23 protein-coding genes and 3 pseudogenes are annotated in these 25,365 nt (G+C 43.4%); 12 read left to right on the top strand and 14 right to left on the bottom strand.

All coding sequences use genetic code 11. From position 1 onward, the window contains the following. Positions 1-3 precede the first annotated feature (3 nt). A complete protein-coding gene (locus tag YWE_RS0106430) occupies positions 4-945 on the bottom strand; it encodes a LysR family transcriptional regulator (protein WP_029093781.1) in 942 nt (313 codons plus the stop codon). A gap of 94 nt (positions 946-1,039) precedes the next feature. Between YWE_RS0106430 and YWE_RS0106425 the strand changes: the two genes are divergently transcribed. After that, positions 1,040-1,669: a serine-tRNA(Ala) deacylase AlaX gene (locus YWE_RS0106425; RefSeq protein ID WP_029093780.1), complete on the top strand. Its 630-nt coding sequence runs from the start codon at positions 1,040-1,042 to the stop codon at positions 1,667-1,669. 1 nt (position 1,670) lies between these two features. Here the strand turns inward: YWE_RS0106425 and YWE_RS0106420 are convergent, their stop codons facing one another. Continuing rightward, the gene (locus YWE_RS0106420) at positions 1,671-2,516 is read right to left on the bottom strand and encodes an EamA family transporter (RefSeq protein WP_029093779.1); all 846 of its coding nucleotides are present in this window, start codon (positions 2,514-2,516) and stop codon (positions 1,671-1,673) included. A 285-nt stretch (positions 2,517-2,801) separates the two neighbouring features. Continuing rightward, a pseudogene (locus YWE_RS26795) lies at positions 2,802-3,338 on the bottom strand (MFS transporter); the annotation flags it as partial. A gap of 2 nt (positions 3,339-3,340) precedes the next feature. On the opposite strand from YWE_RS26795, the pseudogene YWE_RS31370 reads away from it, so the two are divergent. Next, positions 3,341-3,449: pseudogene (locus tag YWE_RS31370) on the top strand (maltose O-acetyltransferase); the annotation flags it as partial. Here the strand turns inward: YWE_RS31370 and YWE_RS0106410 are convergent. From YWE_RS0106410 to YWE_RS0106385, 6 genes and pseudogenes are all read right to left on the bottom strand, one after another. Then, entirely contained in the window at positions 3,438-4,538 is a 1,101-nt protein-coding gene (locus YWE_RS0106410) for a hypothetical protein (protein ID WP_029093778.1), read from the bottom strand. The pseudogene YWE_RS31370 and the gene YWE_RS0106410 overlap by 12 nt on opposite strands. A 17-nt stretch (positions 4,539-4,555) precedes the next feature. Then, positions 4,556-4,756, bottom strand: a complete 201-nt coding sequence (locus YWE_RS0106405) for a hypothetical protein (RefSeq protein ID WP_029093777.1) — start codon at positions 4,754-4,756, stop codon at positions 4,556-4,558. Positions 4,757-4,855: 99 nt separating this feature from the next. After that, positions 4,856-5,422 carry a hypothetical protein gene (locus YWE_RS0106400; RefSeq protein ID WP_127526394.1) on the bottom strand — a complete coding sequence of 189 codons (567 nt, stop codon included), beginning with the start codon at positions 5,420-5,422 and terminating at the stop codon, positions 4,856-4,858. A gap of 154 nt (positions 5,423-5,576) precedes the next feature. Then, a complete protein-coding gene (locus YWE_RS0106395) occupies positions 5,577-5,984 on the bottom strand; it encodes a hypothetical protein (RefSeq protein WP_029093775.1) in 408 nt (135 codons plus the stop codon). A gap of 7 nt (positions 5,985-5,991) precedes the next feature. Continuing rightward, a pseudogene (locus YWE_RS26790) lies at positions 5,992-6,819 on the bottom strand (MFS transporter); the annotation flags it as partial. Positions 6,820-6,863: 44 nt separating this feature from the next. Then, a complete protein-coding gene (locus tag YWE_RS0106385; protein ID WP_029093774.1) occupies positions 6,864-8,030 on the bottom strand; it encodes a M20 aminoacylase family protein in 1,167 nt (388 codons plus the stop codon). Positions 8,031-8,618: 588 nt separating this feature from the next. Here YWE_RS0106385 and YWE_RS0106380 point away from each other — a divergent pair. The 7 genes from YWE_RS0106380 to ggt all read left to right on the top strand — a co-directional run bounded on the left by YWE_RS0106380 (position 8,619) and on the right by ggt (position 15,976). Next, on the top strand, positions 8,619-9,173 hold the full coding sequence (locus YWE_RS0106380) for a LemA family protein (RefSeq protein ID WP_029093773.1): 555 nt from the start codon (positions 8,619-8,621) through the stop codon (positions 9,171-9,173). Positions 9,174-9,360: 187 nt separating this feature from the next. Beyond that, entirely contained in the window at positions 9,361-10,290 is a 930-nt protein-coding gene (locus YWE_RS0106375; RefSeq protein WP_029093772.1) for a DMT family transporter, read from the top strand. A gap of 111 nt (positions 10,291-10,401) precedes the next feature. Beyond that, positions 10,402-11,376 (top strand): 23S rRNA (adenine(1618)-N(6))-methyltransferase RlmF, encoded by a 975-nt coding sequence (rlmF, locus tag YWE_RS0106370; protein ID WP_036015303.1) that lies wholly within the window; start codon positions 10,402-10,404, stop codon positions 11,374-11,376. 7 nt (positions 11,377-11,383) lie between these two features. Continuing rightward, positions 11,384-12,709 (top strand): FAD-dependent oxidoreductase, encoded by a 1,326-nt coding sequence (locus YWE_RS0106365; protein ID WP_029093770.1) that lies wholly within the window; start codon positions 11,384-11,386, stop codon positions 12,707-12,709. Positions 12,710-12,774: 65 nt separating this feature from the next. Continuing rightward, positions 12,775-13,509, top strand: a complete 735-nt coding sequence (locus YWE_RS0106360) for an alpha/beta fold hydrolase (RefSeq protein WP_029093769.1) — start codon at positions 12,775-12,777, stop codon at positions 13,507-13,509. A gap of 54 nt (positions 13,510-13,563) precedes the next feature. Continuing rightward, complete coding sequence (locus YWE_RS0106355; protein ID WP_029093768.1) at positions 13,564-13,959, top strand: GFA family protein; 396 nt, start codon at positions 13,564-13,566, stop codon at positions 13,957-13,959. A 289-nt stretch (positions 13,960-14,248) separates the two neighbouring features. Further along, on the top strand, positions 14,249-15,976 hold the full coding sequence (gene ggt / locus YWE_RS0106350; protein WP_029093767.1) for a gamma-glutamyltransferase: 1,728 nt from the start codon (positions 14,249-14,251) through the stop codon (positions 15,974-15,976). Positions 15,977-16,281: 305 nt separating this feature from the next. Here the strand turns inward: ggt and YWE_RS31865 are convergent, their stop codons facing one another. Beyond that, positions 16,282-16,470: an IS1/IS1595 family N-terminal zinc-binding domain-containing protein gene (locus tag YWE_RS31865; RefSeq protein WP_428829260.1), complete on the bottom strand. Its 189-nt coding sequence runs from the start codon at positions 16,468-16,470 to the stop codon at positions 16,282-16,284. 670 nt (positions 16,471-17,140) lie between these two features. Here YWE_RS31865 and YWE_RS0106345 point away from each other — a divergent pair. The 3 genes from YWE_RS0106345 to YWE_RS26785 all read left to right on the top strand — a co-directional run bounded on the left by YWE_RS0106345 (position 17,141) and on the right by YWE_RS26785 (position 21,120). Further along, on the top strand, positions 17,141-17,935 hold the full coding sequence (locus YWE_RS0106345; RefSeq protein ID WP_029093766.1) for a winged helix-turn-helix domain-containing protein: 795 nt from the start codon (positions 17,141-17,143) through the stop codon (positions 17,933-17,935). Further along, the gene (locus YWE_RS0106340) at positions 17,922-18,398 is read left to right on the top strand and encodes a hypothetical protein (RefSeq protein ID WP_029093765.1); all 477 of its coding nucleotides are present in this window, start codon (positions 17,922-17,924) and stop codon (positions 18,396-18,398) included. Before YWE_RS0106345 ends, YWE_RS0106340 begins: the two co-directional genes overlap by 14 nt. Positions 18,399-18,951: 553 nt before the next feature. Next, positions 18,952-21,120, top strand: a complete 2,169-nt coding sequence (locus YWE_RS26785) for an autotransporter outer membrane beta-barrel domain-containing protein (RefSeq protein ID WP_161628769.1) — start codon at positions 18,952-18,954, stop codon at positions 21,118-21,120. 125 nt (positions 21,121-21,245) lie between these two features. On the opposite strand, the gene YWE_RS0106330 is transcribed toward YWE_RS26785, so the two are convergent. The 4 genes from YWE_RS0106330 to YWE_RS0106315 form a co-directional block, all read right to left on the bottom strand. Continuing rightward, on the bottom strand, positions 21,246-21,818 hold the full coding sequence (locus tag YWE_RS0106330) for a LemA family protein (protein WP_036015300.1): 573 nt from the start codon (positions 21,816-21,818) through the stop codon (positions 21,246-21,248). Next, on the bottom strand, positions 21,815-22,852 hold the full coding sequence (locus YWE_RS0106325) for a hypothetical protein (protein WP_029093763.1): 1,038 nt from the start codon (positions 22,850-22,852) through the stop codon (positions 21,815-21,817). Before YWE_RS0106325 ends, YWE_RS0106330 begins: the two co-directional genes overlap by 4 nt. A 211-nt stretch (positions 22,853-23,063) precedes the next feature. After that, entirely contained in the window at positions 23,064-24,224 is a 1,161-nt protein-coding gene (locus tag YWE_RS0106320) for a serine hydrolase domain-containing protein (protein WP_029093762.1), read from the bottom strand. 71 nt (positions 24,225-24,295) lie between these two features. Next, on the bottom strand, positions 24,296-25,219 hold the full coding sequence (locus tag YWE_RS0106315) for a Gfo/Idh/MocA family protein (protein ID WP_029093761.1): 924 nt from the start codon (positions 25,217-25,219) through the stop codon (positions 24,296-24,298). Between the last annotated feature and the right edge of the window lie 146 nt (positions 25,220-25,365).

Genomic DNA, 25,365 nt, shown 5'->3' with positions numbered 1-25,365 from the left:
TGTTTAGTTCTGTTTCCGAGCCTTTAATTCAGGTTCTTGCCTCATGCGTTCAACCAAATAATCAATAAACACTTTAAGCTTTAATGGCAGGTAACGAGTGGGTGAATAAAGCAGCCACGCACTACCATAATAGGAGCTGATAAAGTCCCACTCAGGCAAAACCTGAATACATTTCCCCTGCTGTAATGCCGTTCGGGCGGTAAAGTAAGGCAGGCTGGCAATGCCGATATGATTAAGTGCCGCATCGAGCCTGACGACGGTATGGTTAGCGGCATAGCGTCCGTGGATATCAACCTGCACACTCTCAGTGCCTCTTTTAAATTTCCAGCGGGTATCTGCCGGCGTTTCGCCTAAATAGATGCAACTGTGGTTGGCCAAATCTCTGGGATGAGTCGGCATGCCATGCTTTTGAAGGTATTGGGGGGAAGCACAAATGATATGGTCTATTTTCATCAGCTCTTTGCCCATCAGCCCGGGTGACGGCCGATCGGTAATGCGGATAACCAAATCGACCCTGTCTTCTATCAGATCGACATACTTATCTTCCAGTACCACCTGCAGATCGATTTTAGGATAACGGGCTAAAAACTCGGCCATATGGGGATGAAGAACAAACCGACCTACCGCTTTTGGCACGCTGACACGGATAATACCTTCCGGTTCATCCTTATGAAGGTCGCTGATGCTCATGGCCGATTTAGCTGCGGTGACCATGTTCTGGCAGTGGTTGAACATCGCCTCACCGCTTTCACTTAGCCGCAGTTTTCGGGTGGTTCGGTGCAGCAATCGGGCTGAAAGTGCTTTTTCTAAACGCGATATTTTCCGGCTCACCGCCGAGGGCGTTGTTCCGATTTCCTTGGCTGTTTCAGAAAAGCTGCCGGTTTCGACAACCCGAACAAAGACGGCCATTTCATCCAAGAGATGAAGATAGTTATTTATGCTCATAGGGCAATAATATTGTGTTTTTATGAGGGATTATCATTATTAGAGCATAGATATATACTCAGTGCATGACTCATTTTTCATCAAGGATAGTAGTATGACCGTTGCTCTTTTCTTCCATACTGACTCACTGTGCACAGATGCTCAGGTCGTGAGCTGTGAATCCAGTGCCGATGGATTTGCTGTCATCCTCAATCAGACGCTGTTTCATCCACAGGGCGGCGGGCAGCTCGGCGATACCGGGCACATCGGCGGCAATAAGGTGACCAAAGTAGTCAAGAACGGTGAGGATATTATTCACTATAGCGAATCTGCCGTGGCTTTAGGTCAGGTTGATATTCAGGTTGACGCTGAACGGCGTTTATTGAATAGCCGGCTGCATTCTGCCGGGCATTTGATCGGCCATATTGGTGAAGCCTATGGCCTGCAGGCGATAAAAGGTCATCATTGGCCCGGTGAGGCCAAAGTGTCATTCAAACCGCTGAGCGGCAGTAAGGTGATTAATGCGGAGTCTATTCAACAGGAAATCGATAAGCTGATCTCAGCCGATCTCCCCCGCTATACCCGGACTAATGAAGACAGTATGCGAATGGTTGGCTTTGGTACGCTGGAACCTTACGCCTGCGGCGGTACTCACGTAGCGCATCTCGGTATGATTGGTTCTGTGGTAATTACCGGCGTTAAAGAGAAGAAGGGAATTATTTCGGTCTCTTATCAGGTGATATAGCTTAACCGAGGCGGGTAATAATGACGCCGGTTACAATAACCAGTCCGGAAATTGCCCGCATTTTACCTAACGGCTCTTTGAGAAAATAGACCGATATTACCATCGCAAACAGTACGCTGGTTTCCCGCAGTGCTGCGACCATCGCAATCGGTGCCTGACTCATCGCCCAAATGGCAATGCCGTATGAGATCAATGACATGGCGCCGCCAATCATACCCGGCTGCCAGTGGGCTTTAATTCGCTGCCAGCTGGATGATTTATATTTCCAGTACATAATCAGCCCCATCACCCAACCGTTAATAGCAAATAGCCACAGGGTATAACTTAGCGGATTCATGCTGGCACGTGAGCCTGCGCCATCTGATAAGGTATAGCAGGCGGTAAACATGGCGGTAATTAAGGCATAGATTAACGTTTTTCGGCTCATTCTCGATGCCGTTTTACGTCCGGATACTGCCATTAATAGCACGCCGCTGACTAACAAAACAGCGCCTAACATACCTAATACCGGGGGAACTTCTTTGAGAATTAGCCAGCTCAGCAACGCGGCCAATAACGGGGCACTGCCTCTGGCGATCGGATATACCTGCCCCAAATCACCACTGACATAAGCCCGGCTAAGAAACAGACAATATCCGGTATGAAATAACATCGACAGCGCCAGCCATGGAAAGGAGTCCCAGGCCGGAAGTTCAACAAAAAACAGCCCGATAGTAGAAATAATACCGGAGAAAAAAGCCACCAGAGCCACGCCTAAAAACCGATCCGGCCCGAATTTTACGATCGCATTCCACCCTGCATGGAGTAACGCTGCAGCCAATACTGAAAGGAAAAGGAATGTGGTCATAGGGTGACTATCCGCAGTGATGTATTGATTTATATCTGACAATAGGATGAAAATTTATTGAGTCTCTTGCTTTGATATTATCTATGCCAAATCATGTTATGTCGTCATAAATAATATTTATTTCTCTAGTATTACAACGCTATAACTATCATTTTTCACCGAGGCTTACCACATCATATTGCCCCTATAAATGCGGATGGGTTATGACGTGATTTTCGTAGAATAGATGATTAATCGAATGGTAGGGGAAAATTGGCCGAATAACAGATTATCCGGCCATTGGATTTACTCTTTTAACCGTTTAACATCGCTAAAGAACGGGAGTGCCAGCATTGAGAGCAGAGTGGCTCCGCCGAGATACCAGGCCGGGGCTGTCAGATCGTTGTCCAGCCAGACAATGGACTGAGTGGCAAAAAACTGAGCAAAGCCGCCGAAAATCGCCACGCCAATGCTATAAACTAGCGCAAAGCCTAATGCCCGGATGCGTTTAGGGAATAGCTCAGAAATAACCAGCATCGCAGGTACTGCGCCTAAGGTGGTGAATGACACCATCACAAACACAATCAAAAGTAATACTGCCGGATGAGGATGATTCACCAACAGCCAGAACGATGGGTAAGCTAATACCAAAACGGCCAGTCGAGATATGATAATCAACTTTTTACGCCCGACACGATCGCTGAGTGCACCAACCAATAATGCCCCGCTAAATGTCAGAACGCCGGCCAATAGCATTGATGCATGGGCGTATACCTGCTCTATATGTAAATACTTAGCTGAAAAGGTGCCGTAATAATAGAGTGAGATATAGGTCGCGACGGTACGTTTGCCCAATAACCATTGGCGAGAACGTGATGATTGCACCTAATGTCAGCCTGTATACCGCAATCCACCCACCCAATCGATCCAACTGAACGTAATTCAAGTGTTGAATAGGGTAAATCCATCTCTATTGGTTATAATGTCTGGATTGGCGGAATAGAATAACTCATCTAACTTATTTGAAAGTAGGTCATACAAATAAACGCAGCTATTACCTATAAGCAATAATTTATTGTTGTAGCGTTCAACTGACCAGGCTTCAGTTTCATTATCGGGATTTATTTTAATCAGTTCCGCAGTTATTTTTTGCTCTCTTTCCATCTGGTCATTTTTAAACTGATACAATCCCTCATCAGTGCCAATATAAATAATATCTAAGAATTTAGCCATAAAGCTATTATTCATTAAATATGCAGGCTCACTGACCTCTTTGAAGCCGTTAACATTGTCACCACGTAGGAGATAGCCGCTGCCACCGCCGATAAATACTGAGCCATCATCATCAATAAATATAACCCCCAGAGTATCGGTTTCCGGGATCTTCATTTCAGTCCAGATTTTCCCATCATAATAAAATATAACTCCTTTATAACCCTTATCAGTAGACATACTGCCACAGACATAGATATTATCGTTGCTAGTACCTTGAATTGCCCATAAAGATAGCCCTATATCTAAATTAAAATCAGCAAATCCCATAATCCAATCTTCAATATTTTGCCCTTCTTTCGGTTGATTATCCGAAATATCCTGCATGACATCAGACATATTTTTACTGGAAATTAATCCATTATCATGATGAACCCACTTATTCTTCCCTATTCTCTTATATACTTGCCCTCTAGCACCACAGACATATAGCTGCCCTTCAATTTCAGTAATCGAAGCCTGATAACCCCAATTATTAGCATCTTCAATAAACTCAACATCAATCTTTCCTTCCTGATAAAAAAACACTTTTCCTGATGATGTTAGTATTACTGCACCATTAAACCCCTCGCTATTAGATATAAACCTAATAGCACATTGGGCCCAACCAGATATTTCGTAGGATTTAATTAATGGAGTATCTTCTTTATTATTCCAAATGGTTATTTTTGAATACTCTGTAAATATATCCATTCCTTTAGGAGTTGATGCTAAAAGAATAGAGTTTTCATCTAACAAACATCCTGTGAGAAAGTTGTGATTCTTATCCATTCGCTTTACCTTGATAATTATTTAGTTTTAACTAGAATTAACTTTGTTGCTTCGTTTGGTGGTTTTTTTGTCGCTCTGACTAACATATTAGGGTCAGATTTTCGAAATGCAAATGCAAATGCAAATGCAAATGCAAATGCAAATCCAAATGCAAATGCCGCCAGTATTTCTTTTGTACACTCTTTTTTCTTTGCCACGACGGCATTAGCAGAAGTCATTAAAACTTTTCCTAATGTTGTTGTTCCTACCGGTGTTGAACTATCAATATTTTTAGCTACTTACTCTATTTTTATTAATAGGTTACAGTTCATCTCACTCTAGGTGGTTATTGGTAAGAGTTTTACCGCCTCATTTACACCTGTATTATCAGAATAATAATTCAACATAGCGTTTTTCACCTCACTCAAACAAATATTTTTCTCGCTTATTTCACTTATCTCACCTAATAGGTGAAATACACTAGGTAATATTATATCGGATTGATAAATGGAAATAAAAACATCAGCCAAATAATTTGGTTGATCTGGTGTTAGGCTTTTTAAAGAAACATCCCATTGGCAATTTGACTTCTCCCATAAGCCATAAAAAGACAATAAATCAATATCTTCCTTTTGAACGCCATCAATACATAAATTTATATACTCATGAGTTTTTGAACTGATCCCCTCATCAATACAAAACTCTATATTTGTAGCTATCCTATATAAAAAACTAAGAAGCATTTCACTTTCTGAATTTTTTTTATCAAATGCTAGCATCAACAGTTTCAAAGGAGAATAGATGTGTGAAAACTTCTTATCAATGACATTATTAATTATAGTTTCAATATCCACTATAGATTTATCAGAAAAACTTATATTCCAAAATACAGTCTCGCCAGTCATTAGTTTTACTACAATCTCTCTAAACTCCAATTTAATTATTTCAGTATCCTTTAAGTCAAAATTATAACCTGTAATATGAACCCAATATTTGGAAAAAATCGCTACTAAGAAAAAGAGCTGCTTGATAATAACCTATAGGCTTCATATTAATACCTCATCGTTTTTTCGGTTTCACTGGCATTTTAGCATAGCTTAACTCTTGCAGAGCTTTCGGTATTTTGGGTGATTTGTATTTTTCTTTATCATAAGCTGTTATCGCAAATCTTAACCCTCGTTGTCTCCCCTCTGCCTGATGTATATGCCCATTCCAAGTACCACTACCTTTTGGCAACGAAGGATGGGGAACTGATTTAGCTATATTAAAGAGATTAAGTTTATCTATGGACAAATCTTTTAATCTTTCAGCTAAAATGCCGCCATCTAAATACGCTTTATCAGCATAGCCCTTAACATAATATGTAATGATCGCTACCTTTAGATTTACCACCAGCATCATCCGCTTTACTACCGCTGGTTGATTATTAACCAGGGCAGAGGGGATCACTTTAACGGCATCATCCAAATTAGCGATAGCCGGGTAAGGTACTGCCGATGGTTAGCAATACGCCAGTACAGATAAATTGCTTATGCTCCATAAGCGTTTTGAACGTGCTTTGGTGGGCCGTATCCGTTTGGTTTTTTGCGGTGGTACGCGGTGGCATCACCTCTTTTTCAAGGCTTAAACGCAGCCAGCATCCGATAGGAGCAAGTGCGACACCAATAAAGAACGGTACTCGCCACCCCCATTCACCCATCACGTCAGGCGAGTTAGTGATGACCGGCAGATAAGCCGTAAGCCCTATGGCAACTAAGCCACCAAAGGTGGTTGCTAACCCTTGGGTCGCTAACTGCCAGCTGCTGTAGAACCCACGGCGATTATCGGGTGCTGATTCAACCAGCATTGACATTGACGCGCCGACTTCACCGCCTGCGGCAATACCTTGAATCAGACGAGCCAGCACTAAGGTGATGGTTCCCCAATAGCCGGCGCTGGCATAGGTCGGCGCGACACCAATCATTAGGGTACCTAAGCTCATCAAGCCAATAGTCAGTACCATGGCGGGCTTGCGGCCAAATCGGTCAGCATAAACTCCGATTAATATGCCGCCCAGCGGTCGCATAAAGAAGCTGACGCCGAAGGTGGCAAATGCCAGTAACAGGCCGATATTAGGATCGCTGCTAGGCGGAAAGAACAATACGCCAATATAGACGACGAAAAAGTTGTATACGCCAAAATCAAAGAACTCCAGCGCACTGCCGAAAGCTGAGGCAAAAATAACCCGGCGTCCGCCGGCCTTTTTTACCGGCGCGGTCGTTTCTGTCGGCACTGCGGAGGTGGTGGTTAACGTCTCTGCCATATAATTTCCTTTACTGAATTATCCATAGTGATTTTATTATTTTTTTATTTTAAATAGGCTTCGGTTAAGGCACTCCAGTAAGCGCTGCCCGGAACTAAACAGGCATCGTTGAAGTCGTAGCCGGGATTATGGACCATGCAGGAGCCTTCACCTTTATCACCGTTGCCGACAATCAAATAGCAGCCGTTAGGGTTAGCATCGAGCATAAAGGCAAAATCCTCACTGCCCAGTAACGGCTTAGCACCGTAGTGAACGCGCGCTTCACCAAAGTGCTTTAGCGCGACCTGATGGGCAAAGCGGGTCTGGGTTTCATCGTTGATCAATACAGGCGTGCCGTTGATATGTTTTACATCAGCGGTGGCGCCGAAGCTTTCGGCCTGAGCCTGAGCTAATGCGGGTATCCGCTTTAATAACAGTTCACGGGTTTCACGGCCCAGAGAGCGAACGCTGAGTTTCATCACCGCGCGATCAGGTATCACATTGGCAGCATCACCGGCAATAATGCTGCCAACGGTAATGACTGCTGCTTCAAGAGGATCTACATTGCGGGAAACAATACTTTGTAGTGCAGTAGTAATATGTGATGCGACTAAAACAGGGTCGATAGCTTTATGCGGCATCGCCCCGTGACCACCGCAGCCGTTGACGGTAATGACAAACTGGTCCATTGAGGCCATAAATGGTCCGTGCTGGAAATAGAATTCACCTGCCGGATAGCCGGGCATATTGTGCATGGCAAAAATGGCATCGCAGGGAAACTGTTCGAACAGCCCTTCTTTTACCATCATCTCACCGCCGTTTATCATCTCTTCTGCCGGCTGAAAAATAAGATGTAGGGTGCCGTTAAAATTACGGGTTTCAGCAAGGTATTTAGCTGCACCGAGTAGCATGGTTGTATGGCCATCATGACCACAGGCGTGCATGCGGTTAGGAATTTTACTTGTCCAAGGTTTTCCGCTGGCTTCGTGAATTGGCAGGGCATCCATATCAGCTCGAATTCCCAGGGTTTTACTACCGTTACCGACTTTTAACGTCCCGATAACCCCGGTTTTAGCCATGCCGCGCTGAACTTGATAGCCCCATTCGGTTAATTTGCTGGCAACCAGATTACTGGTTTCAATCTCTTCCAGACCCATTTCAGGATGTTGATGAATCTGATGGCGGATATCACATAGCTGGGATTCGAACTGTTTAATTTTTTGCTCAATCATGATGTTTTCCTTGCTTATTCAGTACTCGAACATAAAACGGAATTAACGCCAAAATAGCCGCAACGCTGATGAAATCGATTTAGTCCGAATAGGTGATCTTTTATGTTTTACAAATAGAAAATAGATGTGGCCTGAAAATGACCTACGCTATTCGGTTGAATGAAACGAATGCTATTTTGTTATTTTTCGACGATATCAGATTTATAACTAAGGGCAAAGAGATTACTTGATATACACGGAATAGGTCTTTTTCTGATTGAATAAAGTTATATATCCGGCTGAGATATTAAATTTTATTATGAATGGAATAGATTCCTCCTGTTTTTTGGCATATTAAAATATTGATTACTCGATGAATTTATTTGTTATTTTTCATGTTTCAGAACGTTGGCATTAACCTGCTTATCGATTGGCGTTAGTGAACTTCTTTTGATTGGTTCTCTGCTATTTTATCGTGCTGTTTCTGAAAGATGAATAATATGTATCCGACGGGCTTCACGGGTTACAATCGCTTTATACCAGCAGAATGAACGACGGTTCTTCGCGGTGTTACCTGACAAAACAAAGTGCAGTGATAGGGGATGAGTTATGGGTAAGTTAGTTGTGTTTATTATTATTGCCCTGCTGGCACTGGGTGTTGTTTGCTATTTGATGAGGTTATATAAAAAACTAACTGTCCTGCGACAGGATACTGAAGAGGCATTTGACAATATTGACGATCTGCTAAAACAACGCGCAGGCGAAATACCTGAATTAGTTAGCCTGCTGGAAACCAGCGCCGGGTTTCAAAGCCCGCTGTTTCAACAGTTGACCAAGCAGAGAAAGCGTTATCAGACCAGCCGTAAATCAGAAGACAAGGTCAGGTTGGCTAATCAAATCGATCAAGGGCTCCAACAGATATTTACCCTATCAGAGGCTTATCCTGAGCTGAAGTCTTTGTATGGGTTGGTCGAGTTACGCAAGCGCCTGATGCAATTAGAATTCCAAATCGCCGAACGATGTGAACCTTTTAATCAAAGTGTTATTCGCTATAACGCCGGGCTCCGGACTTTCCCTAACGCCATTTTGGCCTTGTTGCTGGGCTATAGGACTAAATCCTTATTAACTCAGTCGAAAGAATATCGGGACGATACGATTTTTTAACCCAGCCGTTGAATTTTTCCTTTCAAACTCGCTAGAAAACTCTATTGCTGTGGCTTAATTGGTACGGGCTGAGCGCGGTTTTTTTTATCTGAAATCTAATACTTGAAATGGTGTTTCATTTCGTCCAGCATAGCCGAGTTAAACATCCCACTGGTTTCCTTATATTTTTGGGATACAAGGAGTTAAGTTGCAAGATAAGAGCGTTTTTTTTACCAATAAAAAAGTCGTTTATGTAACCGCGGCCTTTTGCTGCCTGCTGTGGGGAAGTGCCTACCCCAGTATTAAAACCGGCTACCTGCTGTTTAATATTGCTGCTGACGATATTCCGACCCAAATTTTATTTGCCGGCTATCGCTTTACGCTGGCAGGTTTACTGTTGCTGGTGATAGGCGGGCTGAGTGGCAAACCTCTCGCTCGTTTAAGCCGCCGTCAGTTTGGACAGATTACTCTACTGGGGTTAGTACAGACTTCAGTGCAGTATGTGTTTTTCTATATCGGACTGGCCTATGTTTCCGGTGCCAATGGCTCAATTATTAATGCTACCGGGACCTTCTTTAGCGTGATTATGGCCCATTTCATTTATAAAAATGACCGAATCACCATGAATAAAACGCTGGGATGCCTGCTAGGCTTTGCCGGCGTTATGGCGGTTAACTTCAATGACGGGCTGATGAATTTCCAGTTTAGCCTGAAAGGCGAAGGTATGGTGATGCTGGCTGCTTTTGTCCTGTCAGCCTCTACCATTTACGGTAAGCGCATTTCTCAAACCGTTGAACCGGGGATTATGACCGGCTATCAGTTAGCCATTGGCGGTATTGTTCTGACCGTTGCCGGTTACGCTTTTGGCGGCCGACTGACTGATTTCAATTTAATGTCGACATTGTTACTGGCGTATTTAGTGCTGTTGTCTTCGATGGCTTTTTCTTTGTGGAGCACGCTGCTTAAATATAATCGGGTTGGTATGGTCGTCCCGTTTAACTTTATGATTCCGGTTTCTGGCACCGCGCTATCGGCCGTTATGTTGAATGAAGATGTTTTTGAGTGGAAGTACGGGGTGGCATTAATACTGGTCAGCGCCGGAATATGCCTGGTTAACTGGGTGAGAAAGCCCGATTAAAGGATTTGGTCGCCAGCCTGAATCTAATTAACGTACAATGTCAGTTCTCATGCAGGGGAAGACCCTGCATAACCGGACTATTCCCGTCTTCAGTTGATTATTGGCATAAAAATGGCGCAACCAAAGAAATCATTTCCGAATGAAAAGTCGGAATTACATGCACGAAACCTGCATCGCAGTCGTTACGACTTTCCTCAGCTGATTGAGAGCTGTCCGGAACTTGCCCCTTTTGTATCACTGAATAAGTATGATGACCTTTCAGTTAATTTTTCCGATCCTGAAGCGGTAAAAATGCTGAATAAAGCGCTGCTAAAGCATTTTTATCATATTCAGAACTGGGATATTCCTAAAGATTTTCTCTGCCCCCCAATCCCCGGGCGGGCCGACTATATCCACTATTTGGCCGATCTGCTCAGTGCCTGTAATGGCGATCGAATCCCTCAAGGGAATTCAGTTCACGTACTGGATATTGGCGTTGGTGCTAACTGCATCTATCCGATTATTGGTCATATCAGCTATGGGTGGAAATTTGTCGGAACGGACATTGACCCGGTATCGGTGAGCAGCGCTAAGCTGATTGCAGAAGCCAATCGCAATCTGACTAAGGCCATTGATATTCGTCTGCAAAAATCTGCAGAGAATATCTTTAAAGGCATCATCAAGCCGACAGACCGTTTTGACCTGACGCTGTGCAATCCGCCGTTCCATGCTTCCCAAGAAGAAGCCGACGCCGTAGGAATGAAAAAACTGCGTAATCTCGGCAAGCTGGAAGATGGCGCTAAACCGGTATTGAATTTTGGCGGCAAAACGACAGAGCTATGGTGTGACGGCGGAGAAGAACGCTTCGTACGCCAAATGGCCGAAGAGAGCGTGGCTTTTGGTCAACAGTGTTTCTGGTTTACCACGCTGGTGTCGAAGAAAACCACCTTGCCGGTGTTGTCACATGCCTTACGCTATGCCGGTGCCACGGAGATCAAAATTATTAATATGGCTCAGGGCCAAAAGGCCAGTCGGGTTGTGGCCTGGACCTTCCTTGACCGACAACAGCAGGAAGAGTGGATGCGTTCCCGCTGGATAAAAGCGTAAGTCGGCGATGTTTGACGTTGCCATTATCGGCGCTGGCGTTAGCGGGGTTTTTACCGCTTATTCACTCGCAAAAGCCGGTAAGCGGGTCATTCTTATTGATAAAGGCCATGACTTCGCCGATCGTCAGCGACTGCTAGCCGATAACCCTCATATTCAGTATGAAGGCTTTGGCGGGCTGGGGATGTCGGAGGGCAAATATAACTATACCAACGATTTTGGCGGCGGATTAAGCCATAAAGTCGGCGAGAATACGGCCATGCGGTTGATGGAGCAGGTCGATCGGATCCTGTGCCAGTTCGGCGCACAGGATGCTACGTTCTATACCACCGCAGACCCGTCGCTGATGGTCAAATGCCGCAATGCCGGTCTTAAAATGCTAACCACTACGGTGCGTCACTTAGGAACGGTGACATCACAGCAAGTACTGCAGCAAATTCGCCATTACCTTGATGATAAGGTCAACTTTGCCTTTAATACCGAGGTCCAGTCACTGGCTAAGCAAGGCGATGACTTTCAGCTTCACCTGTCCGATGGTCAGTTAATTGACGCTGAAAATGTGGTTATCGCTACCGGTAATGGCGCCTCTGATTGGCTACAGCGACAAATGCAACAGTTTGACATCGGCCACGGGCAAACCCGGGTAGATCTCGGCCTGCGGATTGAAATGCCCTACCGCCAATGGCAGCCGCTGTTGCAACAAACCTTTGAAACTAAGCTACAGCTAAAAACCGTTGACTACACCGCGACCACTTACTGTATGAATCCGACAGGACGAATAATTCGTAAGTATGAAAAAGGGATGGTGATGCCCGACGGGCAGAACTGCAATGAATCGACCAGCCAGTCTGAAAATCTGAATTTTACGCTGTTCGTTCCTCAGTATTTCTTGAATCAGGCGGAGGCTAAAGCCCATACTGAAGGGGTAATCAAACACATTAACCGCGGTGGGGAGCGTATTGTTGTTCAGCGCTTGGGTGACCTGAGCCGGGGCGTAATTACCTCTGCACAAAGCCTTGCGGCTAATAGTATCAAGCCCTCGCTGGTGGCTGATACAGGCTATCTGCCTGATGAAGTGCCGCAGATTTATTTAACCGCTGCCCGCGAGTTCTTTCTACGTTTAGAGCAATTATTGCAACAGCCGGTCTCGGCGGATACTCTACTATATGGTCTCGACGGTAAGTTTTATGCGCCGGAAAAATCCACCTCTGAATTTTTTGAAACTACAACCGATGGTCTGTATTTGGCCGGTGACTGTTCCGGAACTACTCATAGCCTTTCTCAGGCGGCCGCCTGCGGGTTGCATATCGCAAAACGCCTTTGTGATTTAGGCTAACATCGTTATTTATTCACCGAACTCAGGTCCGGTATGATAAATGTCGCTAGATAAAGGAGCCTATTTTGCCCTATTCATCCGATAATTTTCGTTGGTACTACCAGACAGAAGGTTCGGGCCCGTTAGTCGTATTGTTACACGGCCTGTTAATGAACGGCCAGAGTTGGCGACAAAGCGGGCTGGTACAAGCGCTCAGTAAAGATTATTGTGTGGCTTATCCTGATTTACCCGGGCACGGTTTAAGCGATAAAACTGCTGATTCTGACGCTTATTCTCTCAGAGTGCAGGCATCCGGTGTGATTAAGCTTATTGATACGATAGGTTATGAAAAAGCCCAGGTTATTGGATATTCATCAGGAGCATGGCTGACAGCGGGTTTACTTCAATATTATCCGGATCTCCTTTCCTCCGCGCTGATTGGGGGCTGGGATATTGTTAATGGATTGCCGCAAGGGCCAGACGGACCGCTTAAGTTTGACTTCTTTATGTCATATGCGCGAAAAACAGCACCTGAATTAGCATCTTGGGTAACCCCGGATGCAGAAGCCGGGCTCAGTGCTTTTTTTCATTCACTCAGCCAGCATCAGCCTATGGATACGGTAATTAAACAGTCCTGCGTTCCGGTTGCATTCTGGGCGGGGAAAGATGACCCTGGTTATTCTTCGATTGAAGCGTGGGCAAAGGAAAATGAATTTCCATTTTTATCCGGTAATGGCGATCATGTTACCGCGATGCTGCAACCCGATTCATTGACTCTCCATCAGATTCAGGCTTTTATTAATCAAGTATGCTCAAAATGATGTAGCGCTAATCATTTTAGCTGGCAGATAATTTATATAGATGCAGGGGTAACTATGTTAAAAGGCAGCTGTTTATGCGGTGGCGTGAGCTATCAGATCGACGATCAGATTGAAGAAATATTTTTTTGCCACTGCTCCAAGTGTCGTAAAGCTACGGGGTCGGCATTTAATACCGCAACCCCGGTTAAAACTGAGCGTTTCACTTTACTTACTGGTAAAGATAAGCTTAAGAGCTTCTATTCTTCTGAGAGCGCCCAGCGCTTTTTCTGTAGTGATTGCGGCTCGCCAATATACAGTGCCAGAGACGGTCAGCCTGAATTTATTCGCTTAAGGGTTGGCACGCTGGATACGCCAATTAACCCAGCGCATAAAACGCATATCTTTACCGGTTCGAAGGCCGAGTGGTTCGATCTATGTGATGACAATCCTCAGTTTGAGGAACGTCCTTAGTCGGTTGTGTTATTTGAGTTTAATTTCTTGCTAGCTGATGAATTTCCATTATTAATTATATTCAACGTGCTATTCCGGCTATTACTTTGTGGTCGGAATAGAGCCGATGCTGAGGCATTTTGATTTAATCCCGTCGATAATTATTCAGTTCTGATTTTATTTTAAAATGTGACGCCACACCGGTTTAAAGCCATATCCTCGCTGGTCAAAGTACAAATAATCCCCTAATGTAAAATAGTTGTTACATTTATGGTGAAACTACTTACAGGCGGAAAAAGCGATGGCTGAGATATTTAAGAAAAGCGGGATGCGTTATCTGTTAGTTGCCTTACTACTCTTCTGGCAAGGTTCGGTAGCAGCGCAAGTTGTCTCATATGGTGTAGAAGAAGATATTTTCCATCCGGTATATGCCAAAAACGGGATGGTTGCCTCTGTCAACAGCATTGCTACCCGAGTCGGGGTTGATGTGTTGGAACGTGGAGGAAATGCGGTTGATGCTGCGGTTGCGGTAGGCTATGTTTTAGCCGTGACGCATCCACAGGCGGGAAATATCGGTGGTGGTGGCTTTATGTTACTACGCACTAAAGACGGTAAAACCACGGCGATTGATTTTCGGGAAATGGCTCCGTCTAAAGCCTCCAGAGATATGTTCCTCGACGAAAAGGGTAACGCAGACAGTAAAAAGTCCCTGACCAGCCATTTAGCTTCCGGCGTACCGGGAACCGTTGCCGGTTTTGCGATGGCGACAGAAAAGTATGGCACCATGCCAATGTCAGATCTGATTCAACCCGCTTTAGCGCTGGCAAAAGATGGCTTTCCGGTCAATCAGACCCTTGCCGATGATTTAGTGCAATATGGACGCGAAGTATTACTGAATAACGATCACAGCCGGGCAATTTTCTTTAAATCCGGTGATGTGCCGTGGTCTAAAGGTGAAATTCTGATCCAGACTGATTTAGCGGCAAGCCTTGATTTAATTGCCAAGCAGGGTGTCGATGCTTTTTATAAAGGTCCGATTGCCGATCAGATAGCCAATGAAATGGAGAAGAATGGCGGCCTGATTACCAAAGCCGATCTGGCGGCTTATAAAGCGGTTGAGCGTCAACCGGTATCCGGTACTTATCGTGGTTATGAGGTTTATTCCATGCCGGCGCCTTCTTCCGGTGGTATTCATATTATTCAGATTTTGAATATTCTGGAAAACTTTGACCTGAAGTCGATGGGCCAGAATAGCGCCGATGCTATTCACGTTATGTCAGAAGCGATGAAGTTTGCTTATGCCGATCGTTCCGAATATCTTGGTGACCCCGATTTCGTTACGGTGCCTGTTGGTGCTCTGACAAGCAAAGAGTACGCTAAAAGCTTAGCCGCCAAGATTGATATGAATAAGGCCAGGCCGTCATCAGAGATCAGGCCGGGCAAGCTAGCTCCGTATGAAAGCGACCAAACCACTCACTATTCAGTTGTTGATTCTCAGGGCAATGCTGTGGCAGTGACTTACACGCTGAACACCAATTTTGGTAGCGGTATTGTGGCGGGCAGCAGCGGCATCTTACTGAATAACCAAATGGATGATTTTTCGGCCAAGCCGGGCGTACCTAATGTATATGGTCTTATCGGCGGTGAAGCTAATGCGGTTCAGGCCGGCAAACGTCCGCTTTCATCCATGTCTCCGACGATCGTTACTAAAGATGGTCAGGTGTTCCTCGCCACCGGCAGTCCTGGCGGCAGCCGGATAATTACCACGGTATTACAAATCGTATTAAATACGCTGGAATTCAATATGAATATCGCGGAAGCCACTAATGCTCCGCGTATTCACCACCAATGGCTGCCGGAAGAAATTCGTATTGAAAAGGGAATTAGTCCGGACACGATTAGACTTCTGGAGAAAAAAGGCCATAAGGTAAGCGTTAAGCCAACCATGGGCAGCACTCAAAGTATTGTGGTTACTCCGGAAGGTTTATTTGGTGCCGCGGATCCTCGGACTAAAGATGCTTTAGCTGCAGGGTACTAATACGCTGTGATATTGAATGCATTTTAGGTATCAGGTTTAACTGGCAGCCGGTCAGAAATGATGTTACACCGGCTGCTATACCATTTTCGACAGGCTGATAACATTGATTCAATCTTCGATCTTTTTTAGCCATTTTTTGACTTTAGCCGCCTTATCCTCCAATAGATATACACCTTCAATGACCTCTTGAATGAGCAGGATGATGGCAATTATTTATTAAACTGGATTAATGGCAGTTTTAGCCAGATGCTGTTATTAAATTATACTGTATACGTATAATAAGCTTTAGTGGCTATTTTAATTAATCATATGGCTAGGTTAGAATATTTTACCTCATGGCCTAAATAGATATATTTCATCTGAAATGTTTTTAGGCAGGCCATACACCTGTAGCGCTGTAATTGAGAGTTTCCCTTTCCATGTTTTCGAACCTCGGTGTTACTGCCGCAATACCTACATGTTGGAGTGTTAATTTGTCTGAGTGTCTTTTTCATGGTTTAAATTCCTTTTATATATTGCTGCACTGTTTCATGTTTTTTATTGTATTTGATATGTGATGATGGCTTTAGTTTTTCTACGCCAATTCAATTGAATGTTATCGAATAATCTAGGTTTTGTGCACAATAAGCGGCTAACATCATAACAATAGTTTTATATTCTAAATAAATAGAAAAAATAGGTTAGTGCTTTGATAAGACATTTAAAGTAGAGATGAAATTGGTGTTTTAATAGTTTTCTCTTTAAATTTCTTTGTCTTAGTTGAAATTTGTTAGTATATCTTTCGGTTGTAATAAGTGTTTTTTATACATTACCATCTGTTTAATATGGTTTTATTGTGTGGTTGATGTTATATTTCAATTATATTTGCAATGCATTTAAATACGTTAATTAGCCTTTTTTTATTATGGGTATTGTCTTTTTTGTAATGCAATTAGTATTTTAATTCATTGATATTATATGATTTTGTAGATGAGTTAATGTGTGTCTTGTTAGCTGTGGGTAAGTTGTTTGAAGATTTTTTTATGCTCCTTATCGACTCTCTATCTCTCGAGATAAGGCCTGAACTCTTTCTCTGTATTAGATCAAACTACAGAGGAAAGGGGTTCATCTGAACTAGAACTTCATTAACCTCAGTGACTGATATATGTTTAAAGGTGTTTCTAGATGTATTACCAAATAAACAAATTGATTGGCTTTAATCCTGAGGACGGAAGTCTGTGGGCGCTTTCGGAACCGGGAAATCTGGTGACGATACCCCGATTTGCTTCATTACTACTTGAGCTTTTAATCAAAAATAATCAGAAATCTCTCTCCCGTGATTTTTTTATGAATGAACTTTGGGAAAATAAAGGATTAGTCTCATCCAATAATAACCTCAATAATTACATATCAATTATCAGGCGCACCCTTAGCAGCTTAGGTCTTGATGATATTATTAAAACAATACCCAGATATGGTTTTAGTTTCGACGCTAAAACTATTGAGATTTTTGATAGCGAGAGAGTTGAACTAAGCGAACCTCCGGTTGAATTAGAAGAAGAGCAAGTTATATATAAAAAAACAAACTCTAAATTTTTATTAAAAATTGTTATATCAATAATTTTGTTTTGGTTGATAACTATTGTTTTTATATTCTTAAAATATCCACAGCAAAATACTCAGTTTAATAAAGTCATGCCATTGGGGATGATTGAAAATTGTAAGGTGATGGGTATTTGGAATGGGATACCTAATAATTATAATATGAACAAGGTAATCAATGGCTTGAGTAGCCTTACTGAAAGTCATGTTATTGATTGTAAAATGAAATCAACGATTTATTACTATGAGTCCATTTCAGCTAAAACGCCAAGCGTTATGGAGCGGATAAAATTCGTGGTTCAGTGTCCTGAAATTCTTAATAATAATATGGAGTGTAAGAATTTCCTTAATAATGAGATTATATATGAGAGTCATTAAATTATTTTCAGCCTTATTTTTGGTTGTAATTACTGTTGCTGGCATAGTTATGATATATTCTGTTTGGTCATCATCCGTTAATCTTAACGGATTTGAATGTAAGGCGGTTATATCCTCGAGTGAAGTCAACGGTAAAAAATCCTATAAGAGCCTGAAGCTATCGATGTTATTTAAAGATAGCCAGCATGGACTATTTAATATTTATGGTTTTATTGATGCCTCTGCCCATGAAACCTATAAGGTTACGAGAATAATTAATTTTAACTACACTCTTAATGGCCATCGTATTGATACAACGCAAATTAGTACCGATAAATATAATAATGATACTGCTCCGGATGAATCGCTGCCTGAATTTTTGACCAGTAAAAGCGCCGTGTTTAGAATTGATAAACTTAATGATGTTGATTATATTATTTATGATGATGTCTCTCCAGCATTTATCTGTCGGGTGCATGAGTAGCGGTACTCTTCTCAATAATTCTAATACCCGTTAATGCTAGTCATTACTCTCGATAGCTATATATACTTAGCGTCGTTATTATTAAATAAGTAATAACAACGCATAAGCTATGGTGGTTAATATCAGTTCTTGTATATAAAATACTTAGTCTGCTATCAAATTAGAGCCAAAGTCCCCAACCGCATTAGAGTTATTATCTATTTTTATTGCTATGGCGATATTTTAATCTATTGTTTGGTTATTAATTATTTAAATTAAATCGGCCTGAACGGGTGATGTATGCTGGTCGCCATATGGGTTAACACTTATTGATGGTTTAATTAATTTTGCATTGAACACATATCTGGAATGTATTAATTATATGTTAATAAGCTATTTTTTAATTTAAATAATTTCAAGCGTTAAAAAGGCATAAGGTATATATGTATTTTTTCGTTTTGGGGAAGTTATTCTATATAAGGACTATATGTATATCATGATAAAGCGATATCTATCTAAAAAAATCATAGTTGGCTTAAATAAACGATGCAGTGCCGTCTATTATATATTTATAATGGCAATGGTTTTACCTACGTTAAATGCCAATGCTAAAGAGTTAATGAGTGAGGCGGCAACAGAAGACAATAGTATTGCTCTGCAAAATAGTATTAATAACAGCACGTGGTCAATGCCTAGCGGTGAGGTTGGCCGTGATTTAATACTCAATAATGGTCATGTCATGTCTATGATGGCTTACGGGTATGATGATAATGATATATGGAGCCGAGGGCAGCTTTATAATACCAAGATTAGCGCACGCTCTGCTGTCTCACTGGATGGTTCTGATGCCTACAATACCGAGGTTATCTCTGCAACGTTAAACGTCTCATCATTGACCGCTGGCAATCGGAATGATCGGTGGTATGTTGCTGGCTCTGCAACGGATACCACCGTATCTGGTACCGAGGCTGAAATGGGTATTCTTGAGGTTGATAACGCCGGTTATGCCAACCGGAGTACCATTAATGTAAATGGTTGGATGATGGTTTCCATGTATCAAGGATGGAATCAGGCAACAGGTTCATCGGCAGGATTAGATTTTAAAGCCGCTCAGGCTGATAACACCACGGTTAATGGCGGTGGTCTTTTGTCCGTTTACGCTGGGGGGATTGTTAAAGATACCCGAGTTAATGGTGGTGGTGTTGCTTACCTTCTTAACGGCTCTTCATCGATAGGTTCTTTTAATGTTTATGATGACGGCATTGTTCATATGAATAGTGGTCGTCGATATTATAGAATTGGGGCTACTTTTAGTGCGGCTAAAGCAGAACGTATTGATTTACATGATGCAGGCAGTCAGTTGAAATTGGTTCGGGGAGAGGATACTCCGGGTGATGGTCGTTATATTCGTATCGGGCAATTATTAAATAATGGCTCAGTAACATATCAGAATGCCGATAGCGTTGCTGGGTATCTGCAGGCCAATATAGCGGAGCTATCAGGTAACGGTATTTTTAATATGCGCGTTGGTGGCATGAAAGGTGATTTTTTAAACGTTACCGATACGCTAAAGGGTAAGTTTATTGTCAATGTGGCAGATACCGGTGATGAACTGAATTCAGATAGCGAAGGTTATTACTTAATTCACGGTGAAGGTAGCGCCAGTGATAGTTTTGCTCTGGCTAACGGTGCCGTCGATTTAGGGGCATATCAATATTACTTAAATCAAGATTCAGTAAATTCAGACGACTGGGTTTTAAGCACCTCCAAGCCAAAGCCAGATCCTGAACCCAACAAAAAACCAGATCCGACTCCAAAGCCAAAACCACCAATTTCGGGTAATACCTATGGGGTGATCGCGCTGGCGAATGTGGTACCAAGCATATGGGATGCTGAATTATCCACTCTGCGCACCCGTATGGGTGATATGCATGCTCAAGATAATCAGGGTAGCGGAGCATGGGGTAAGTTTATTACCAGCCGTTATAAGGTAAATAACTTCGTTGCTTATCAGCAAGATACTAACGGTGTTGTGCTGGGTGGTGATAAAAGCTTTCGGCGAGATGGTGCTGACCTATTGGTGGGCGGCATGATGTCTTACTCACGTTCGGATATTGACTATAGTCGTGGCGGAAGTGGTAACGTTGATAGTTATGCTTTAGGCATATATGGCACCTATCTATGGGATAACGGTTATTATGTTGATGGCGTATTAAAATCTAACTACTTTAGATTAAATAATAATGTCAAAACCGTTCAAGGAACTCGTGCGACGGGTAAGGATAACCTGTATGGCTTTGGTGCCTCTATCGAAGCCGGTCGCCATATCAAATTTGAACAATACTTTATTGAACCTTATACACAATTATCCGCCTTTAAAGGACAAAGCTCAGATTATCGTTTGAGTAACAACACCAAAGCCTACGCTGATGGTGCTGAGTCGCTAAAAGCTGAAATTGGCAGCACCGCGGGTGCCAGCTTTGATCTTAATAACCATATTATTAAGCCCTATGTGCGTTTAGCCGTAAGCCATGAGTTTGCCGATAAAAATGAAGTTGTGATTAATCGAACTGAGAATTTCAATAATGATAATTCTGGTACGGTAATAAAGTATGGCCTTGGAATTACTGCTGATTTAAACAATCAATGGTCCGGATTTGCTGAGGTCAATTATGCCAAAGATTACGATGGTCATTTAGAAATGCCATATAGTGGGCAAGTCGGCATCCGTTATCAGTTCTAGACTGGTTTATCCCTGGCATAATATTATGCCAGGGTTGCCTTTTGGATTAATCAGACGGCTTTAGTTCAGTAATCAGAGCCACCTTGAAATTTTAGCCTGAGCTTAATTTCGATAAACAATACCCGTTAGTGGATATCCGGCGTATATTCAAATCCGCCCTGAGCGACAGAATCACTGAAGGTCTGGAGCTTTCTCTTCTTATTAAACCAACTATTAATCATTGAATTAGGGAAAACTTCGATACCATTATTGAAGGCTTCTACATTCTGATTAAAAATGCGAATTGCAGCGCCGATATTTTCCTGCTGTTCAGTAATTTCAGCCATCAGGTTATTAAATACCTGTGAGGCTTTCAAGTCAGGATAATTCTCGGCTACGGCATATAGCCCATTAAGTAACATGGTGGTTTTGGCCTGAGTATCAGCCAAAGTTTTGAGGTCAACGTTATCGGTATTTAACTGCTTTAATGACGATCTTAATTCGGTGATTTTCTCGAACAGTGAGGCTTCATGCTGGCGATATTGCTCAACCACTTTCTCAAGGTTGGGGATAATATTGTTCTTCTGACGTTCCTGAACCACAACGTCGGCCCAAGCGCGGGCAACGGCGTTCATTCGGCTGATAATACCATTGTGGATAGCAACGCCTACGGTAATTACCAATACTACAATGGCTAACGGAATCAACAATTCGATCATGGATTATCTTTCCTAAAGTTATTGTCTGAATAGGTCATCAGAGTATGGATATGTTCTAAGGCAATTTGTAGCTTCGGTAGTATCTGAACGCCTTTGATCTCCTGAATAAACTCATCCGGCCGATCAAAACCGTGCTTTCTTTCTAATGTCAGCACATCATCGTCGCGAAAAGACATACAAAGCTCGGTCTCTTCATTAAACTCAAAATTTACCTCACGAAAGGACTGCGCTATCTGTTCACAAGCCAGAACGACGGTGGGCTTTAGAAACTTAGCGGCGGCAATTTCTGACTCAGCAATCACTTTATAGATTTTATTAAACTGGATTGAGGCAGGCTTGTAATTGTATCCGCTTACGCCACTAATCGATTTACTGATCAGGGCTAAGTTACTTATAAAATGAAAAGGTAAATACAGGCCATAGCGATCGTAATGGTCATAAACGGTTTTGGTCCGCCACTGTCCCTTACTGTTGGTGTGCATGGTGGTGCGTTTATCAACGTAGTGAAAGTGATAAAAATGATAATCGAACGAATACTCTTTGCCCTGATAGCTTGCTTGGTACAGTGCTCTGATTTCTCTGGAGTAGTTTCCACGATTAAATTCATGAAAACGAAAACCCAGCTCCCGGGCATGCTGTTCAGCAGAAACGGCGACCGGCGTCAGGCGGTTATCTAACTGTAAATCCCGATTGAAAATATAATCTTCTAACGTTCTTATCTTTTTGTTTTTACTGTAAATTAAAGTTAATGTGCCAATGGAGAACATCACCAAAAGCGCAGTGGCAAAGGTCACCAGATTATTAGCGTGTTTACCATTCTGATACAAATACAGAAATCCCAGAACGGATAAACAGCCTAATACGGCGGCAATAATATAATTGATCAGATGATTGAATTTGATCGGTGCCCCAAAGGCTTTTACATCCTCAATGGCTTTAATCAAATCCGTTTCCGTTTGCGCATTTGCGACTTGGGTTCGCACTGCGGCTAACAACGCGTTTACTTTTTGGTTATTGCTTTTATGTTCTGCCATTATTGATTGGTGCATCCCTGCCGGATCGTTATTTTACCGGCGTATCATATAATAATTACACACGGTTTCCTGCCATAAAAATTAACTAATATACTGGTTATATTTAAAATAGTCGGTGCGCTGGCTCCATTTAGTCATCTGCATGACTGTTTCTAGTCAATTTATCAGGGCGATTTTACTTGCCGCCTGTCCGCACCTTTTGATCATAAAACTACTCTTTACGGGCTAGTGCGGCATATATGCTGTCGCAAATATCATTGGTAAATGTACCGTATAACCCTTGCGGAGTGGTGTTAGTCATAATCAAAACGCTCAGATTACGTTCAAAATCAATAAACCAGTGGTGACCGTAAACGCCGCCCCATGAGATGGTGCCCGGTGACTGAGGAGTATCAGCCGCCAGTGGGTTGCGTAATGTTTTCCAGCCGGCGGCAAATCCCCAGCCCGGTACCATTTCCTGTTGTTTCACTGAATCTGTGAGGAGCAGATCCATCGTGCGTTTACTAAACAGCGGGGCACCATCGGTGCGAAAGACTTGTAACAGGCGTTCTACGCCCTGGGCGGAGCCGATCATTCCCGCTCCGCCAGACAAAAATGCGCTCGCATCAAAAGCCCGGTTAGGTGAAAAATTGATACCTCCGGTAATACCGGCCTCTTCATCGAACAAAATTTCCAGTTCGTTCATTGGTCTGGGTATACCATTCGGCTGGTTAATATAGGGAACCGCCAGGCGGGCCGGGTCGGGTACGGTAAATTCACAGTCGGAAATTCCCAGTGGCTGAGTGACCAACGTGCGAATAACGTCATCAAGAGCAGCATTGCAAACTTTGGCCAGAACGGCACCGAGCACATCGGTGGCGACTGAATACTGTACTGCGCTACCCGGATTAAAAAGCAGAGGCACGCTGGCAATACGGCGAAGGTTTTCTTCCAGTGAGAGCGGCGTGGTGTCTACGCCATCAGAGATCTTAGCCTGATGGTAGGGTCCATCCGGCTGCTCAGAAAAGCCATAGTTCAGGCCGGCGGTGTGAGTAAGTAAATGGCGAATTGTGATGACCGATAAATTTCCATCCGGCTGTAAAGGTGTAAACCAAGGGAGCCATTGAGTTATCCGGTCATCAGGGTGGAGCTTGCCTTGTTCCAGTAAGACTCCCGCAGCGGCAACCACAAACGGCTTAGTTACCGAGGATAGGCGAAACAGCGTATCCGGCTGCATAACCACTTTGTTTTCTCGGTCCGCATAGCCGGCGGCCCGTTGATAAAGGGGTTTTCCACACAGTGACACTCGTACAACGGCACCGACAATCGTCGGTAGTACTCCATCTTTTGGTTGAATTGCACGATCAATAATTGCATCAAGGAGGAGTTGCATAACCGGACCCTCTCATCTGGTGGTCGAGGACAATTTGCCGTCGGATATCTTTATCTTAGGTTATGAATGGGTTATGCGCTGCCCAAGTTTTTTAATAGTTGCTGTATAATCCTCTGAGCATAAATTGCCTGCTCACCCGAGGTTTCGGCTGCAGTTTGATTACTGACTGCGGAGATAAAATGGCGAATAGCACCGTCGAAACCGCGCTGTATCAGGGTTGATTGCCACCCCGGCAATGGTAGTTCAAGAATTCCAAGCGCATCTTCCCGTTGCCATCGGCTCATATTATCAATCTGATACATTGCTCCGTTAGTCACGGACTGCACGCTTTCCCGTTGGCTGCCGGCCCGGCGGTGCATACTGGTGGTGATTAGCGTGTGGGTGCTTTGAAAATGGTGTTCGGCGTACAGTAATTGATTATCCGCGTTGGTTTGCAGGCTACCGCTGAGTAGATTAGCCGGACTGCCCGCCAGCCATAGCGCGGTATCAACCACGTGTAAATAGTCATCCAGTAAGGTAAAACCGATATCTTTTGGTCCGACGCTGTCGGTGCGGTGTTTGTCCATTCTTAGCGAGGCTGGCCGATCCATCTGCTGTTTAAGCTGACGGTAAAGCGGGGCAAAACGCCGGTTAAAACCAACCATTAATACGAGGTTTTTTTGCCGGGCCAGCTCAATCAACCGTTCGGCCTGCGCTACGGTTTCGGCCAGTGGCTTATCGACATATACATGAACGCCTAGCGTTAATAGTTCGCTGACTATCTGGTAATGGCTGGCAGTACTGCTATGAACAAATACCGCATCGCTCTGCCCGGCCAGGATATCGAGACGGGAAAAGCAGGGGATCCGGTAGCTGTTACAGACTTTTTGAGCCTTTTGTTGGTCGGGAGAGAACCCGCCGCTCAGTTCCCAGTGGTCTGCCTGGCTAAGAATCGGAAGGTAGGCTTTTTGAGCAATATTGCCTAAACCGACAATACCAATACGGAGTTGACGCATATATTTTCCCGCCATAAAGCCCTTGGGCTTATGGATTTCGTCTTGTAGTGAATTCAGCAGCTAAAAGAATAGCGTAATGTGACGGATGACGGATGCAGTTTTATGCCGAATAGGTGAGAATATTGGTCAGAAAATTGAATTCAGTC

Source organism: Budvicia aquatica DSM 5075 = ATCC 35567, assembly GCF_000427805.1.
In the GTDB taxonomy this organism is placed as follows: domain Bacteria; phylum Pseudomonadota; class Gammaproteobacteria; order Enterobacterales; family Enterobacteriaceae; genus Budvicia; species Budvicia aquatica.
This window is presented reverse-complemented; position numbering and strand designations above follow the sequence as displayed.

Bases quoted from the DNA above. Each gene is read 5' to 3' on its own strand.
- YWE_RS0106430 (WP_029093781.1), bottom strand. From the start codon at position 945: ATGAGCATAAATAACTATCTTCATCTCTTGGATGAAATGGCCGTCTTT.
- YWE_RS0106425 (WP_029093780.1), top strand. From the start codon at position 1,040: ATGACCGTTGCTCTTTTCTTCCATACTGACTCACTGTGCACAGATGCT.
- YWE_RS0106420 (WP_029093779.1), bottom strand. From the start codon at position 2,516: ATGACCACATTCCTTTTCCTTTCAGTATTGGCTGCAGCGTTACTCCAT.
- YWE_RS0106410 (WP_029093778.1), bottom strand. From the start codon at position 4,538: ATGGATAAGAATCACAACTTTCTCACAGGATGTTTGTTAGATGAAAAC.
- YWE_RS0106405 (WP_029093777.1), bottom strand. From the start codon at position 4,756: ATGACTTCTGCTAATGCCGTCGTGGCAAAGAAAAAAGAGTGTACAAAA.
- YWE_RS0106400 (WP_127526394.1), bottom strand. From the start codon at position 5,422: ATGACTGGCGAGACTGTATTTTGGAATATAAGTTTTTCTGATAAATCT.
- YWE_RS0106385 (WP_029093774.1), bottom strand. From the start codon at position 8,030: ATGATTGAGCAAAAAATTAAACAGTTCGAATCCCAGCTATGTGATATC.
- YWE_RS0106380 (WP_029093773.1), top strand. From the start codon at position 8,619: ATGGGTAAGTTAGTTGTGTTTATTATTATTGCCCTGCTGGCACTGGGT.
- rlmF (WP_036015303.1), top strand. From the start codon at position 10,402: ATGGCGCAACCAAAGAAATCATTTCCGAATGAAAAGTCGGAATTACAT.
- YWE_RS0106365 (WP_029093770.1), top strand. From the start codon at position 11,384: ATGTTTGACGTTGCCATTATCGGCGCTGGCGTTAGCGGGGTTTTTACC.
- YWE_RS0106355 (WP_029093768.1), top strand. From the start codon at position 13,564: ATGTTAAAAGGCAGCTGTTTATGCGGTGGCGTGAGCTATCAGATCGAC.
- YWE_RS31865 (WP_428829260.1), bottom strand. From the start codon at position 16,470: ATGAAAAAGACACTCAGACAAATTAACACTCCAACATGTAGGTATTGC.
- YWE_RS0106345 (WP_029093766.1), top strand. From the start codon at position 17,141: ATGTATTACCAAATAAACAAATTGATTGGCTTTAATCCTGAGGACGGA.
- YWE_RS0106340 (WP_029093765.1), top strand. From the start codon at position 17,922: ATGAGAGTCATTAAATTATTTTCAGCCTTATTTTTGGTTGTAATTACT.
- YWE_RS26785 (WP_161628769.1), top strand. From the start codon at position 18,952: ATGGCAATGGTTTTACCTACGTTAAATGCCAATGCTAAAGAGTTAATG.
- YWE_RS0106330 (WP_036015300.1), bottom strand. From the start codon at position 21,818: ATGATCGAATTGTTGATTCCGTTAGCCATTGTAGTATTGGTAATTACC.
- YWE_RS0106325 (WP_029093763.1), bottom strand. From the start codon at position 22,852: ATGGCAGAACATAAAAGCAATAACCAAAAAGTAAACGCGTTGTTAGCC.
- YWE_RS0106320 (WP_029093762.1), bottom strand. From the start codon at position 24,224: ATGCAACTCCTCCTTGATGCAATTATTGATCGTGCAATTCAACCAAAA.
- YWE_RS0106315 (WP_029093761.1), bottom strand. From the start codon at position 25,219: ATGCGTCAACTCCGTATTGGTATTGTCGGTTTAGGCAATATTGCTCAA.